The organism is Pseudomonas sp. Pseusp21, from assembly GCF_059492145.1.
The window spans coordinates 4,413,434-4,428,223 of record NZ_CP168520.1 but is presented as its reverse complement, the minus strand read 5'-3'; the positions used below and the strand labels follow the sequence as shown (position 1 = coordinate 4,428,223).

General features: G+C 62.1%; 12 protein-coding genes. All 12 read left to right on the top strand.

The genetic code is table 11. From position 1 onward, the window contains the following. Positions 1 to 39 precede the first annotated feature (39 nt). Positions 40 to 1,797, top strand: a complete 1,758-nt coding sequence (locus tag ACEN93_RS20070) for a protein-disulfide reductase DsbD (protein WP_495610424.1) — start codon at positions 40 to 42, stop codon at positions 1,795 to 1,797. A gap of 132 nt (positions 1,798 to 1,929) precedes the next feature. After that, positions 1,930 to 2,385 carry a type II 3-dehydroquinate dehydratase gene (gene aroQ, locus ACEN93_RS20065; protein WP_064593231.1) on the top strand — a complete coding sequence of 152 codons (456 nt, stop codon included), beginning with the start codon at positions 1,930 to 1,932 and terminating at the stop codon, positions 2,383 to 2,385. A gap of 24 nt (positions 2,386 to 2,409) precedes the next feature. Beyond that, a complete protein-coding gene (gene accB, locus ACEN93_RS20060) occupies positions 2,410 to 2,877 on the top strand; it encodes an acetyl-CoA carboxylase biotin carboxyl carrier protein (RefSeq protein WP_007951023.1) in 468 nt (155 codons plus the stop codon). A 17-nt stretch (positions 2,878 to 2,894) separates the two neighbouring features. Further along, entirely contained in the window at positions 2,895 to 4,253 is a 1,359-nt protein-coding gene (accC, locus tag ACEN93_RS20055) for an acetyl-CoA carboxylase biotin carboxylase subunit (protein WP_011332264.1), read from the top strand. 166 nt (positions 4,254 to 4,419) lie between these two features. Next, positions 4,420 to 5,298 (top strand): 50S ribosomal protein L11 methyltransferase, encoded by an 879-nt coding sequence (gene prmA / locus ACEN93_RS20050; protein ID WP_007951025.1) that lies wholly within the window; start codon positions 4,420 to 4,422, stop codon positions 5,296 to 5,298. 30 nt (positions 5,299 to 5,328) lie between these two features. Beyond that, the gene (locus tag ACEN93_RS20045; protein WP_085667755.1) at positions 5,329 to 6,579 is read left to right on the top strand and encodes a DUF3426 domain-containing protein; all 1,251 of its coding nucleotides are present in this window, start codon (positions 5,329 to 5,331) and stop codon (positions 6,577 to 6,579) included. Between the two features lie 185 nt (positions 6,580 to 6,764). Beyond that, a complete protein-coding gene (dusB, locus tag ACEN93_RS20040; protein ID WP_007951027.1) occupies positions 6,765 to 7,775 on the top strand; it encodes a tRNA dihydrouridine synthase DusB in 1,011 nt (336 codons plus the stop codon). Next, positions 7,772 to 8,092, top strand: a complete 321-nt coding sequence (gene fis / locus ACEN93_RS20035; RefSeq protein WP_002555375.1) for a DNA-binding transcriptional regulator Fis — start codon at positions 7,772 to 7,774, stop codon at positions 8,090 to 8,092. Before dusB ends, fis begins: the two co-directional genes overlap by 4 nt. Before the next feature lie 82 nt (positions 8,093 to 8,174). After that, the gene (gene purH / locus ACEN93_RS20030; RefSeq protein ID WP_039772035.1) at positions 8,175 to 9,782 is read left to right on the top strand and encodes a bifunctional phosphoribosylaminoimidazolecarboxamide formyltransferase/IMP cyclohydrolase; all 1,608 of its coding nucleotides are present in this window, start codon (positions 8,175 to 8,177) and stop codon (positions 9,780 to 9,782) included. Positions 9,783 to 9,954: 172 nt separating this feature from the next. After that, positions 9,955 to 11,247 carry a phosphoribosylamine--glycine ligase gene (purD, locus tag ACEN93_RS20025; protein ID WP_007951030.1) on the top strand — a complete coding sequence of 431 codons (1,293 nt, stop codon included), beginning with the start codon at positions 9,955 to 9,957 and terminating at the stop codon, positions 11,245 to 11,247. Between the two features lie 102 nt (positions 11,248 to 11,349). Next, positions 11,350 to 14,127: a hybrid sensor histidine kinase/response regulator gene (locus tag ACEN93_RS20020; RefSeq protein WP_039772033.1), complete on the top strand. Its 2,778-nt coding sequence runs from the start codon at positions 11,350 to 11,352 to the stop codon at positions 14,125 to 14,127. Positions 14,128 to 14,189: 62 nt separating this feature from the next. Next, complete coding sequence (locus ACEN93_RS20015) at positions 14,190 to 14,786, top strand: MarC family protein (RefSeq protein WP_007951032.1); 597 nt, start codon at positions 14,190 to 14,192, stop codon at positions 14,784 to 14,786. Positions 14,787 to 14,790: the final 4 nt, after the last annotated feature.

The following is a 14,790-nucleotide window of genomic DNA, read 5'->3' as shown; positions in this document are numbered from 1 at the left end:
TCCGCTATCATTCCCGCACCTTTGATTCGCGAGATTGTCATGCGCCGTCTGCTCTGCCTGCTGTTTTTCGTCTTCGCCCTGCCGGCCGGCGCCGCCGGTCTGTTCGACAGCAAACCCAGCGCCACGCTGGGCTCAGTCAACAACAGCGCGGATTTCCTGCCGGTGCGCGAAGCCTTTCAACTGAGCCTGGTCGAGAGCACACCGCAATCGGTCAAATTGCGCTTCGTCGCCTCCGAAGGCTATTACCTCTACCGGCATCGCTTCCAGTTTCGTGCCGAGCCTGCAGAGGTGAAACTCGGCGCCGCACAACTGCCGCAAGGCGAACAGAAACACGACGAGTATTTCGGCGACGTCGAGGTCTACCACGGCATTCTCGATGTAGAACTGCCGCGCAATGATTCCCGAGCGTTCACGCTGGCCGTCACCTATCAGGGCTGTGCCGACAAGGGCTTGTGCTATCCACCGGAAACCGAACGCCTGAGCATCGAGGGCAACGCAGCGCCAAGTGGTGCGTCCGCGCCGGTAGCAGGCTGGGACTGGCGTGATCTGGCGCTGTTTTTCCTGGCGGGCCTGGGCCTGACCTTCACGCCTTGTGTATTGCCGATGCTGCCGATCCTGTCCGGTGTGGTGTTGCGCGGGCAGGTCGGCGGTTTGCGTGGCTTCAATCTGTCCCTGGCTTATGTGCTGCCGATGGCCGCGTGCTTCGCGCTGCTGGGGGCCTTGATGGGGCTGTTCGGCGCGCAACTGAATCTGCAGGCACGGCTGCAATCGGCGTGGGTGCTGGTGCCGTTCGCGATGTTCTTTGCTGTGTTCGCGCTGGCGATGTTCGGCGTATTCGAGCTGAAACTGCCGCACTTCATCAGCAGCCGCCTCGACCGGATCGCCGGGCGCACTGAAGGCGGCTCGCTGTGGGGCGCGGCGGTGTTGGGTGTGGTGTCGAGTTTGCTGGTATCGCCGTGCGTTTCCGCCCCGCTGGCCGGCGCGCTGCTTTATATAAGCGCCAGTGGCGATGCACTGGGCGGCGGCCTGAAGCTGTTCATGCTCGGCCTGGGCATGGGCGCGCCGCTGCTGTTGGTGGCTACCGGTGGCGCGGCGTGGCTGCCGAAAAGCGGGCCGTGGATGATGTACGTGAAGAACGGCATCGGCGTGTTGCTGCTCGGGCTGGCCATCGGTTTGCTCAGCCGGGTGTTGCCGGGGCAAATCACGTTGCTGCTGATCGGCTTGCTGGCCGGCGGCGTCGGTCTGTTCCTCGGCGCTCTGGAATTCGTCTACAAACCGCCGCGCAAACGCCTCGGCCAGTTGCTGGGCCTGTTCCTGCTGTTTTATGCGCTGGCCTGCTGGTACGGCGCGTTCAGCGGGCAGACCGACCCGCTGAATCCAATAGCCCCGGCACGCCTCGCCGACAGCGGCTCGACCGCGCAAAACAGCGGTTCGTGGCAGACCGTCAGCACCCCGGCGGAACTGGATCGGGTACTGCTCGAAGCGAAAACCGCCGGCACCCCGCTGCTGCTCGACTGGTACGCCGACTGGTGCATCAGCTGCAAAGTCATCGAACACGAAGTACTCAATGACGCCACAGTCGTGGATCGGCTCAAGGGCTATCGGCTGATCCGCTTCGACATCACCGCCAGCAACGCCGAACAGCGCACCCTGCTCGACCGCTACAGCCTGTTCGGCCCACCGGCGCTGATGTTCTTCGGCAAGGACGGGGCAGAACGTCGCGATGTGCGGGTGATCGGTGAGATCAACGCCGGCGACTTCGCCGAACGTGTCGCTAAAGTGAATGACCGGATTTAATCAGTCAGTCACATATTTTGCGCAAACATCGGACATCGTGCTGGCTATTGCAGAGAACTGGACAGTCACAAAGTCTTTGCGGCATAGTCGCCGGGTTCTGACGAAGGCTCACCCATAACAAGGAACACGCAGATGGCAACGCTACTGGTGCTGCACGGCCCCAACCTGAACCTGCTCGGCACCCGGGAACCCGGGACCTACGGGTCGACCACCCTGGCGCAGATCAATCAGGATCTGGAACGCCGCGCCCGTGAAGCCGGCCATCATCTGCTGTATCTGCAAAGCAATGCCGAGTACGAATTGATCGATCGCATCCACGCCGCACGCGGCGAGGGCGTGGACTTCATTCTGATCAACCCGGCAGCATTTACACACACAAGTGTCGCATTACGTGACGCGCTGCTGGGAGTGAGCATCCCATTCATCGAAGTGCATTTGTCCAACGTGCACAAACGCGAACCTTTCCGCCATCACTCTTACTTCTCCGATGTAGCGGTAGGAGTGATCTGCGGCCTTGGCGCCAGCGGTTATCGACTGGCCCTGGAGGCTGCACTAGAGCAGCTTGAACACCAAGCTATACGCCCCTGACCGACCCTTGGGAGTTGATGATTCATGGATATCCGTAAAGTTAAGAAACTGATCGAATTGCTGGAAGAGTCCGGCATCGACGAGCTCGAGATCAAGGAAGGCGAAGAGTCCGTACGCATCAGCCGTCACAGCAAGACCCCGGCGCAGCAGTATTACGCACCGGCTCCGATGCAGGCTCCGGCCGCTGCACCTGCCGCCGCTGCCGCTCCGGTTGCTGCTGCCGCAGCTCCAGCTGCCGCTGCTGCTCCAGCGCTGAACGGCACCGTTGCCCGTTCGCCGATGGTCGGCACCTTCTATCGCAAATCTTCGCCAACCTCGCCGTCCTTCGTTGAAGTCGGCCAGACCGTGAAGAAAGGCGACACCCTGTGCATCGTCGAAGCCATGAAGATGATGAACCACATCGAAGCTGAAACCAGCGGTGTGATCGAGTCCATCCTCGTCGAAGACGGCCAGCCGGTTGAGTACGACCAACCGCTGTTCACCATCGTTTGAACTGCGGAGAGCCTTTGATGACTGCGAAGTTGGAAAAAGTTCTGATCGCTAACCGCGGTGAGATCGCCCTGCGGATTCTGCGTGCCTGCAAAGAGATGGGCATCAAGACCGTCGCCGTTTACTCCAAGGCCGACAAAGAGCTGATGCACCTGGGTCTGGCAGACGAATCCGTCTGCATCGGCCCGGCTTCTGCCGCGCACTCCTACCTGCACATCCCGGCAATCATTGCGGCCGCTGAAGTGACTGGCGCTACCGCCATTCACCCAGGCTACGGTTTCCTCGCGGAAAACGCCGACTTTGCCGAGCAGGTCGAGAACTCCGGCTTCGCCTTCATCGGTCCGAAAGCCGAAACCATTCGCCTGATGGGCGACAAGGTATCGGCCAAGCACGCGATGATCGAAGCGGGCGTGCCAACCGTTCCAGGTTCCGACGGCCCGCTGCCGGAAGACGAGGAAACGGCGCTGCGCATCGGTCGTGAAGTCGGCTATCCGGTGATCATCAAGGCCGCCGGCGGCGGTGGTGGTCGCGGCATGCGCGTGGTGCACAAGGAAGAAGACCTGATCGCCTCGGCGAAACTGACCCGCTCCGAAGCTGGCGCGGCGTTCGGCAACCCGATGGTCTATCTGGAAAAATTCCTGACCAACCCGCGTCACGTCGAAGTGCAGGTTCTGTCCGACGGCCAAGGCAACGCCATCCATCTGGGCGACCGCGATTGCTCGCTGCAACGCCGTCACCAGAAGGTTCTCGAGGAAGCGCCTGCACCGGGCATCGACGAGAACGCGCGCAAGGAAGTCCTGGCTCGCTGCGTCAAGGCGTGCATCGACATCGGCTACCGTGGCGCCGGCACCTTCGAGTTCCTGTACGAGAACGGTCGTTTCTACTTCATCGAAATGAACACCCGTGTTCAGGTGGAGCACCCGGTTTCGGAAATGGTCACCGGTATCGACATCGTCAAGGAGATGCTCAGCATCGCCGCTGGCAACAAGCTGTCGTATACCCAGGATGATGTGGTGATCCGCGGTCACTCGCTGGAATGTAGGATCAACGCCGAAGACCCGAAAACCTTCATGCCGAGCCCGGGTACGGTCAAGCATTTCCACGCACCAGGCGGCAACGGCGTTCGCGTCGATTCGCACCTGTACAGCGGTTATGCCGTTCCGCCGAACTACGACTCGCTGATCGGCAAGCTGATCACTTACGGCGCGACCCGCGACGAAGCCATGGCCCGCATGCGCAATGCCCTGGACGAAATCGTGGTCGACGGGATCAAGACCAACATCCCGCTGCACCGTGATCTGACCCGCGACGAAGGCTTCTGCAAAGGGGGCGTGAACATTCACTACCTCGAGCACAAGCTGGCTGGCGAGAAGCACTAAGCTTCAGCCCGCACCAGACAAGGCCGCCTTCGGGCGGCTTTGTTGTTTCCGAAGGTTTCATCTGCTCACACATTCCCCGCTCCCACAAAACCGTCGCGCTCGCGTAAACTTGCGCGCTTCTCGCAGGCCGCTAGGCTGCAATCAATCTTTTTCACAGGTGCCCGCCATGCCTTGGCTGCAAGTAAGACTCGCCATCAGCCCGGAACAAGCCGAAACCTACGAAGACGCTTTCCTTGAAGTGGGCGCCGTTTCGGTGACCTTCATGGACGCCGAAGATCAGCCGATCTTCGAACCGGAACTCAATACCACCCCGCTGTGGGCGCACACCCACCTGCTGGCCCTGTTCGAGGGCGGCACCGAAGCCGCCCCGGTACTGGCCCACCTGGAACTGCTGACCGGCAGCCCGCTGCCCGAGCACCACAGCGAAGTGATCGAAGACCAGGACTGGGAACGCAGCTGGATGGATGGTTTCCAGCCGATGCGCTTCGGCCAGCGCCTGTGGATCGTGCCGAGCTGGCACGCCGCACCGGAGCCGGACGCGGTCAACCTGCTGCTGGACCCGGGCCTGGCGTTCGGTACCGGTACCCACCCGACCACCGCCCTGTGCCTGGAATGGCTGGACGGCCAGGACCTGAAAGACTGCAACGTGCTGGATTTCGGCTGCGGCTCGGGGATTCTGGCGATTGCCGCCCTGCTGCTCGGCGCGAAAGAAGCGGTCGGCACCGACATTGACGTGCAGGCACTCGAAGCCTCCCGCGACAACGCCGGGCGCAACAACATCGCGGACGAACTGTTCCCGCTGTACCTGCCGGAAGACCTGCCGCAGGTCAAAGCCGACGTACTGGTGGCCAACATTCTGGCCGGTCCGCTGGTTTCCCTGGCGCCGCAACTGTCCGGTCTGGTCAAATCCGGCGGGCGCCTGGCACTGTCCGGGATCCTCGCCGAACAAGGTGACGAAGTCGCTGCCGCCTACGCGCAGGACTTCGATCTCGACCCGATCGCCAATCGCGATGGCTGGGTGCGCATCACCGGCCGTCGGCGCTAGAATGACCGCCTGCTCAATCCGGACCGCCGCATGACCGACAGCTTCGTCACCCAGTGCCCGCATTGCCAAACCAGTTTCCGCGTCAGCCATGCTCAGCTGAGCGTGGCCCGCGGGGTGGTTCGTTGCGGCTCCTGCCTGCAAGTGTTCAATGCCGCCAAGCAACTGCTGGAGCAACACGCAGGCAAGGAAGCGGTCACGCCGGTGGCGCCGTTAATCAGCGAGCCGGCGCCCGTCGACGCACCGGCCATCGTCGAAACGCCCGAGCCGCGTGCCATCAGCCAGAAGCAATGGAGCGCCGCCGAGCTGGATCTGGACAGCCTGGATCTGGACGAAGAACTGGCCCGCCTCGAGCAACGGGAAATCCAGCCGACCACCGAGCTTGGCCGCCCACGCGAGGACGCCCTGAGCGCCCGCCGCGACAGCCACGAACCGGAAGATACGTCGTGGCCGGACAGCCTGTTCAGCGAACCGGCAGATGAGCGCTCCCCCGAAGTCGAAGATGAACCCGACGCCGTCGAGCCTGAACCCGTCCGACCGGAACGCACCGAACCCTCGCTGTCGCTGGAGCCGGTGGATCTCGACGACGAACCGCCGATCCCGCAACTGCGCCTGCACGATCCGATCGACCCGAATGCCCGCCGCGAACGTCTGTCAGCCAGCGATGACGTCGACGACGAACTGCCACTGATCGAACCTGCGCGCAAAAAACGCGAACGTGTCGAGTCCAGTGCTCGCGCCGAAGCCTTGCAGGATCTGACCGATGATCCGCTGCAACTGGACTGGCAAAAACGCCGCTCGCCCTGGGGCCGTCGCCTGCTCTGGCTGTTGCTCATCGTGCTGGCCGCCGCCGGCCTGGGCGGACAATACATCGCCTATCACTTCGACGAACTGGCGCGCCAGGATCAATACCGGCCGTGGTTCCAGCAACTCTGCCCGCAAGTCGGCTGCACGGTGCCGTCCAAGGTCGATATCGCCAAGATCAAGAGCAGCAACCTGGTGGTGCGCAGCCACCCGGAATTCAGCGGTGCGCTGGTGGTGGACGCGATCATTTATAACCGCGCGCCGTTCTCGCAGCCGTTTCCGCTGCTGGAGCTGCGCTTCGCTGACCTCAACGGTCACCTGATCGCCAGTCGTCGCTTCAAACCCGGCGAATACCTCAACGGCGACCTCGAAGGCATGGCGGAAATGCCGCCGCAGACCCCGATCCATATCGCTCTGGACATCCTTGACCCAGGCCCGAAAGCGGTGAACTACAGCCTGAGTTTCCACTCACCCGAGTGAAGCGCTTCACCGCTCCCGGATTGACGGCAATTTTCTGACTGCACACCGCACAACCAAACCGGCGGTAATAACAGAATAACTGTTCAGATTTTGTTCAATTCAGCCTTTATCCAGTCATCGAGAGCGGGTATCATGCCAACCCTTTTTCGAACTCTCATGATCCGGCCCCACTTCAGGGAAGTCCTATGTCGGCGGTACGCATCGGCCCATATACATTGCAGAACGGCTTGATCCTCGCCCCGATGGCGGGTGTCACCGACCAGCCCTTTCGTCAGCTGTGCAAGCGTCTGGGCGCAGGGCTTGTAGTCTCGGAAATGGTCACCAGTGACATGAGCCTGTGGAACACCCGCAAGTCGCGCATGCGCATGATCCACGAAGGTGATCCCGAGCCACGCTCGGTGCAGATCGCCGGTGGCGATGCGCAGATGCTGGCGGATGCGGCCCGGGCCAACGTCGAGCTGGGCGCACAGATTATTGATATCAACATGGGTTGCCCGGCGAAGAAGGTCTGCAACAAGGCCGCCGGCTCCGCGCTGTTGAAGGATGAGGCACTGGTTACCGAGATCCTGCATGCCGTCGTGGCGGCGGTTGATGTGCCGGTGACCCTGAAGATCCGCACTGGATGGGATCGCGACAACAAGAACGGCCTGACCGTGGCGAAGATCGCCGAACAGGCCGGGATCACGGCGCTGGCGGTGCATGGCCGCACCCGCGCCGACCTGTACACCGGCGAAGCCGAGTACGACACCATTGCCGCGATCAAGCAGGCGGTGTCGATTCCGGTCTTTGCCAACGGCGACATCGTATCGCCGGAAAAGGCCCGCTACGTGCTCGACGCGACCGGTGCCGATGGCCTGTTGATCGGCCGGGCTGCCCAGGGGCGGCCATGGATTTTTCGCGAGATCGAACACTTCCTGCGTACCGGCGAAAAACTGCCGGCGCCGGAGCTGATCGAGGTGGAACGCATTCTGCTTGAGCATCTGGCCGCCCTTCACGCCTTCTATGGGGACGTGATGGGTGTGCGAATTGCCCGCAAGCATGTGGGCTGGTATCTCGCAACCTTGCCGGGCGCCAGGGAATTTCGCGCCCACTTCAATCGTTTGGATGGTACGGAAACACAATGCGCCAACGTTCGGGAGTTCTTCGCCGAACGTTACAAGAGCCTGACAGGGGACGGAGAAGGGGTGGCCGCATGACGATGATGACCGAGACTTTAGTGAGTGGAACAACACCCGTGAGCGACAACGTGAATTTGAAACAGCACCTCAATACCCCGAGCGAAGAAGGCCAGACCCTTCGCGGGAGTGTCGAGAAGGCGCTGCACAATTATTTCGCCCACCTTGAGGGCGCGTCCGTCACGGACGTGTACAACCTGGTGCTCTCCGAAGTCGAGGCTCCCCTGCTCGAAAGCGTGATGAACTACGTCAAGGGCAACCAGACCAAGGCCAGCGAGCTGCTCGGACTGAACCGCGGCACGCTGCGCAAGAAACTCAAGCAGTACGATCTGCTGTAAGCATTCAATCAAACCAGAAAGGCGCCCGCGTAAAACCGGTCGCCTTTTTTGCTGACTTCCCTTGCTTTTGATGGAAATTGAGATGACCGACCAGACTACCCGCCTGCCGATCCGCCGCGCCTTGATCAGTGTTTCCGACAAGACCGGGATCCTCGAATTCGCCAGGGAGCTGGAAGCCCTGGGCGTGGAAATCCTTTCCACCGGCGGGACCTTCAAACTGCTGCAGGACAACGGCGTGGCCGCAGTGGAAGTCGCGGATTACACCGGTTTCGCAGAGATGATGGACGGTCGGGTGAAAACCCTGCACCCGAAAATCCACGGCGGGATCCTCGGTCGTCGCGGTATCGACGACGCGATCATGAACGAGCACGGCATCAAGCCGATCGATCTGGTGGCGGTCAACCTGTACCCGTTCGAAGCCACCATCAGCAAGCCGGGCTGCGACCTGCCGACCGCCATCGAGAACATCGACATCGGCGGCCCGACCATGGTCCGTTCGGCGGCGAAAAACCACAAAGACGTGGCCATCGTGGTGAATGCCAGCGACTACGCCAACGTCCTGGAAAACCTCAAGGCCGGTGGCCTGACCTACGCTCAGCGTTTCGACCTGATGCTCAAGGCGTTCGAACACACCGCCGCCTACGACGGCATGATCGCCAACTACATGGGCACCGTGAACCAGGCTGCCGAAACCCTGAGCACTGAAGGTCGCAGCGAATTCCCGCGCACCTTCAACAGCCAGTTCATCAAGGCTCAGGAAATGCGTTACGGCGAGAACCCGCACCAGAGCGCGGCGTTCTACGTTGAAGCCAAGCCTGCCGAAGTCGGCATCGCCACCGCCACCCAGTTGCAAGGCAAGGAACTGTCGTACAACAACGTGGCCGACACCGACGCCGCGCTGGAATGCGTGAAGAGCTTCGTCAAACCGGCCTGCGTGATCGTCAAGCACGCCAACCCGTGCGGCGTGGCCGTGAGCCCGGACGCCGAAGGCGGCATCCGTCAGGCCTACGAACTGGCCTACGCCACTGACACCGAATCGGCGTTCGGCGGCATCATCGCCTTCAACCGTGAACTGGATGCCGAGACCGCCAAGGCGATCGTCGAGCGTCAGTTCGTTGAAGTGATCATCGCACCAAGCGTCAGCGAAGAAGCCCGCGCCATCGTTGCTGCCAAAGCCAACGTACGCCTGCTGGCCTGCGGCGAGTGGTCGGCCGATCGCGTTCCGGCCTGGGACTACAAGCGCGTCAACGGCGGGCTGCTGGTACAGAGCCGCGACATCGGCATGATCGGCGCCGACGACCTGAAAGTGGTGACCAAGCGCGCCCCGACCGAACAGGAAGTCCACGACCTGATCTTCGCCTGGAAAGTGGCCAAGTTCGTCAAATCCAACGCCATCGTCTACGCCAAGAACCGTCAGACCATCGGTGTCGGCGCCGGCCAGATGAGCCGCGTGAATTCGGCGCGTATCGCCGCGATCAAGGCTGAGCACGCCGGTCTGCAAGTGGCTGGTTCGGTGATGGCGTCGGACGCGTTCTTCCCGTTCCGCGACGGTCTGGACAATGCGGCCAAGGTCGGTATCACGGCGGTGATCCAGCCAGGTGGCTCGATGCGTGATGCTGAAGTGATTGCTGCTGCTGACGAAGCCGGCATCGCGATGGTGTTCACGGGAATGCGTCATTTCCGTCACTGATACACGGCAGCTACAAGCCTCAAGCTGCAAGCTGCAAGAAAGAGCAGTCAGGTATCGCTCCTTCTTGCAGTTGCAGCCTCATTAATTCAGAGCCATAAGCTGTAATCGAGAGTCACACACTCGCTCTTGCTTGCAGCTTGTAGCTTGCAGCTTTCTCCGAAGGAGTCTCTCTTTGAACGTTTTGATCATTGGCAGCGGTGGCCGCGAACACGCCCTGGCCTGGAAAGTGGCTCAGGATCCGCGAGTGCAGAAGGTTTTCGTCGCACCGGGCAACGCCGGCACCGCGATTGAAGCCAAGTGCGAGAACGTCGCCATCGATGTGCTGGCCCTCGAGCAGCTCGCTGACTTCGCCGAGAAAAACGTTTCCCTGACTATCGTCGGTCCGGAAGTGCCATTGGTGGCCGGCGTCGTCGACCTGTTCCGCTCCCGTGGCCTGGACTGCTTCGGTCCGACCGCCGGCGCCGCGCAGCTGGAAGGCTCGAAAGCCTTCACCAAGGATTTCCTGGCACGCCACAAGATCCCGACCGCCGACTACCAGAACTTCACCGAGATCGAGCCGGCCCTGGCTTATCTGCGTGAAAAAGGCGCACCGATCGTGATCAAGGCCGACGGCCTGGCCGCCGGTAAAGGCGTGATTGTTGCCATGACCCTGGCCGAAGCCGAAGACGCCGTGCGCGACATGCTCGCCGGCAATTCCTTTGGCGACGCCGGTTCACGCGTTGTCATCGAAGAATTCCTCGACGGCGAAGAAGCCAGCTTCATCGTCATGGTCGACGGCAAGAACGTTCTACCGATGGCCACCAGCCAGGACCACAAACGCGTCGGCGACGGCGACAGCGGTCCGAACACCGGCGGCATGGGTGCTTACTCCCCTGCACCGGTGGTCACCGCCGACGTGCACCAGCGTGTGATGGACCAGGTGATCTGGCCGACCGTGCGCGGCATGGCCGACGAAGGCAACGTCTACACCGGTTTCCTGTACGCCGGTCTGATGATCGACAAGGCCGGCAATCCGAAGGTCATCGAGTTCAACTGCCGCTTCGGCGACCCGGAAACCCAACCGGTGATGCTGCGTCTGCAATCGAGCCTGGTATTGTTGGTCGAAGCCGCCCTGGCTCAGGCGCTGGACAAGGTTGAAGCGCAGTGGGATCCACGTCCGAGCGTCGGCATCGTGCTGGCCGCCGGCGGTTACCCGGGCGACTACGCCAAGGGCGCGCCGATCAACGGTCTGGACGCCGCCGCCGCACTGGAAGGCAAGGTCTTCCACGCCGGTACTGCGCTCAAGGACGGCAACGTCGTGACGGCCGGCGGTCGGGTGCTGTGCGCCACCGCCATGGGTGCCAGCGTCGGCGCCGCCCAGGAGCAGGCCTACAAACTGGCCAAGGCCATCGACTGGGAAGGCTGCTTCTACCGCACCGACATTGGCTACCGCGCCATTGCCCGTGAACGCGGTGAGTCTCAGTAATAAGCTACGCTGTGTTTCCGGCAGGGGCTCATCGCCCTTGCCGGACTGTTCCGACGCTGCGCATCGTTATATTCTGGCATCAACCTACGAAGGGATTTCGCCGTGCGCTGGCTCAGGATTGCCATAGGTTTCACCGTCACGCTGTTGACCTTGCTCTGCATGCTCCCGGCCCAGGCCGCGCAAGGCAGTGGCTGGTCGGTATTGCTTGACGATCAGGGCAACCTCCAGCTGAGCGACATCCGCTCCGCCCGCTACACCAATCAATTCAGCCCTATCGAGCTTGACCGCCTCACCGCGGCCGAACCCGATGGCGCCTTGTGGCTGCGCTTCAGGCTGGCGCCCGGCAAGCACGAACAAGTGCTGCGGATCTTCGCCCCCGACCTGTCGCACCTCAATCTGTATGTCCTCGACGGCGATCGCCTGATCGAGCAGCGCGACACCGGCACCACCCAGCCCCAGGTGGAACGACCGCTGCCCAGCAGCGATTTCATGCTGCCGCTGCCGCAAAGCGACAAACCCCTCGACGTCTACCTGCGACTGGTCTCCGATCACCAGTTGCGCCCGTACATCACCCTGCAATCGGCAGTGATGGCCGCGGCCAATCACAACCAGACGCTGATCTACGGCCTGCTGTTCGGCTGCCTTGCAATGCTGATCCTGCACAACCTGATCCGCTACGCCTACACCCGCTCGCGCAGCAGCCTGTGGCTGGCCATCTGTGAAGTGCTGCTGGGCCTGAGCCTGTTGCTGCTGCTCAACCTCGCCGGTCCGTGGCTGCCGAACTGGCACGCGATCCAGACCCCCGGCGCCTACCTGGCCCTGCTGCTGACCGCACCGGCCGGCCTGATGTTCGCCTACCGCTTTTTCGCCCCGCTCGGCCCGCATCCGCTGAACAAGCTGCTGATCGGCGACATTCTGTTCATCGTGATCTGCAGCCTGTTGCTGTTGTTCGTCAACACCCTGCCGCTGAACATCATTACCTATGCACTCGTCGCCCTGGCCGGCCTGAGCATGTTGCTGGTGGGTTCCTATCACTGGCAGAAAGGCTACCGCCCTGCCCGGCTGTTCGTCGCGGCGATGGTGGTGTTCAACATCGGCACGCTGATCATCCTCCCGGCCTTGCTGGGGCTGACCCTGGTGGCGCCGCAAGGCCTGATCATGACCCTGATGGGTTTCATCTGCATCAGTGGCCTGCTGATGAGCATCGCCCTCGGCGAACGTCAGCGCAGCATTACCGAAAGCCGTTTCAGCATCAGCCGTGACCTCGCCGCGAGCAACGCCGAGATCAATGCCAAGGCCGAATTCCTGGCCAAGATCAGCCACGAAATCCGCACGCCGATGAACGGCGTACTGGGCATGACCGAACTGCTGCTCGGCACGCCGCTGTCGGTCAAGCAACGCGACTACGTGCAGACCATCCACAGCGCCGGCAACGAATTGCTGACCCTGATCAACGAGATCCTCGACATCTCGCGGCTCGAGTCCGGGCAGATCGAACTGGACGATGTGCAGTTCGACCTCAACGCGCTGATCGACGATTGCCTGAGCATCTACCGCGCCAAGGCCGAACAGCAGAACGTCGAGCTGATCAGTTTCATCCAGCCGCAAGTGCCACGGGTCATCAGTGGTGATCCGACGCGCCTGCGTCAGACGTTGCTGAGCCTGCTGGAAAACGCCCTGAAGAAAACCGAGGAAGGCGAAGTACTGGTGGTGGTCGCCCTCGACGAACGCAGCGCCGGCCCACGCCTGCGCATTGCCGTGCAGGACAGCGGCCAGCCGATGGATCAGGAAGAGCGCGACGCGCTGATGCACGCCGAGTTGCACAGCAAGCATTTCCTGTCGGCCAACCGTCTGGGCGGCAACCTCGGGCTGGTGATCGCCCGCCAATTGATCCGTCTGATGCAGGGCGAGTTCGGCATCAAGAGCGGCGCCAGCCAGGGCAGTACGTTGTGGCTGACCCTGCCGCTGGACCCGGATCGCCTGGAGCACCCGACCTCGGACCTCGACAGCCCGCTGCAAGGCGCACGCGTGCTGGTGGTCGACGACAACGACACCTGCCGCAAGGTGCTGGTGCAGCAATGCAGCGCCTGGGGCCTGAACGTCAGCGCCGTGCCGTCGGGCAAGGAAGCGCTGGCCCTGCTGCGCACCAAGGCGCACCTGCGCGACTATTTCGACGTGGTTCTGCTGGACCAGAACATGCCCGGCATGACCGGCATGCAACTGGCCGCCAAGATCAAGGAAGACCCGAGCCTGAACCACGACATCCTGCTGATCATGCTCACCGGCATCAGCAATGCGCCAAGCAAGATCATTGCGCGCAATTCGGGGATCAAGCGCATCCTCGCCAAACCGGTGGCCGGCTACACGCTCAAGACCACGCTCGCCGACGAGCTCAACCAGCGCAACCGTGGCCAGGTGGTGTTCCAGCCGCAGCCGGCCAGCCCCGCAGCGCCGGTCAAGGTGCCGAGCGACTTCCGCATTCTGGTGGCCGAAGACAACACGATTTCCACCAAGGTCATCCGCGGCATGCTCGGCAAACTCAATCTGCAACCGGATACCGCCAGCAATGGCGAAGAAGCCTTGCAGGCGATGAAAGCCCAGCGCTACGACCTCGTGTTGATGGACTGCGAAATGCCGATCCTCGACGGCTTCTCCGCCACCCAGCAACTGCGGGCCTGGGAAGTCGGCAATCAGCGCATCCGCACGCCGATCGTGGCGCTGACCGCGCACATCCTCGCCGAACACAAGGAGCGCGCGCGCCAGGCCGGGATGGACGGGCACATGGCCAAACCGGTGGAGCTGTCGCAACTGCGTGAGCTGATCGAGCACTGGGTGGCCCAGCGTGATCAGCAGAACCGAGCGACGACGCAACCGTCGTGAGCCGACAGACACGATAGCGCCTGTTAGACTCCCCCGACTTTCCCCGCCAGCGAGCCCGCGCCATGCTCCACGTGTTATTCAGTGTTTACCTGAAGATGCTGGTGCTCTACAGCCCGTTCTTCGTGTTGTCCTGCTTCATCAGCCTGACCCGCGGTTATTCGCGCAAGGAACAACGCCGCCTGGCCTGGAAAGTGGCGGTTGCCACGCTGGTCTCGAGCGTGTTGCTGTATCTGTTCGGGCGGGTGATTTTCGATGTGTTCGGCATCACGGTGGACGCCTTCCGCATCGGCGCCGGCAGCGTACTGTTCATTTCGGCGCTGGGCATGGCGCAGGGCAAGTCGGCCGTGCAGACCGACAACGTGCAGCAGGACGTGACGATTGTTCCGCTGACCATTCCGCTGACCGTCGGCCCCGGCACCATCGGTGCGCTATTGGTGATGGGCGTCAGCCAGCCACACTGGGACGACAAGCTGTTCGCGATCATGAGCATCGCCCTCGCCAGCTTTACCGTGGGTGTCGTGCTTTATCTGTCGAACCGCATCGAGCGGATTCTCGGTGATCAAGGCTTGCAGATCGTCAGCCGACTGATGGGGCTGTTCGTGTGCGCACTGGCAGCGCAGATCATTTTTACCGGGGTCAAAGGCTATCTGGTGCCTTGAACCC

What these genes read in the sequence shown, in the direction of transcription:
- fis (WP_002555375.1), top strand. Translation starts at nt 7,772, where the DNA reads ATGACGATGATGACCGAGACTTTAGTGAGTGGAACAACACCCGTGAGC.
- prmA (WP_007951025.1), top strand. Translation starts at nt 4,420, where the DNA reads ATGCCTTGGCTGCAAGTAAGACTCGCCATCAGCCCGGAACAAGCCGAA.
- accB (WP_007951023.1), top strand. Translation starts at nt 2,410, where the DNA reads ATGGATATCCGTAAAGTTAAGAAACTGATCGAATTGCTGGAAGAGTCC.
- dusB (WP_007951027.1), top strand. Translation starts at nt 6,765, where the DNA reads ATGTCGGCGGTACGCATCGGCCCATATACATTGCAGAACGGCTTGATC.
- ACEN93_RS20070 (WP_495610424.1), top strand. Translation starts at nt 40, where the DNA reads ATGCGCCGTCTGCTCTGCCTGCTGTTTTTCGTCTTCGCCCTGCCGGCC.
- aroQ (WP_064593231.1), top strand. Translation starts at nt 1,930, where the DNA reads ATGGCAACGCTACTGGTGCTGCACGGCCCCAACCTGAACCTGCTCGGC.
- purH (WP_039772035.1), top strand. Translation starts at nt 8,175, where the DNA reads ATGACCGACCAGACTACCCGCCTGCCGATCCGCCGCGCCTTGATCAGT.
- ACEN93_RS20015 (WP_007951032.1), top strand. Translation starts at nt 14,190, where the DNA reads ATGCTCCACGTGTTATTCAGTGTTTACCTGAAGATGCTGGTGCTCTAC.
- accC (WP_011332264.1), top strand. Translation starts at nt 2,895, where the DNA reads ATGACTGCGAAGTTGGAAAAAGTTCTGATCGCTAACCGCGGTGAGATC.
- ACEN93_RS20045 (WP_085667755.1), top strand. Translation starts at nt 5,329, where the DNA reads ATGACCGACAGCTTCGTCACCCAGTGCCCGCATTGCCAAACCAGTTTC.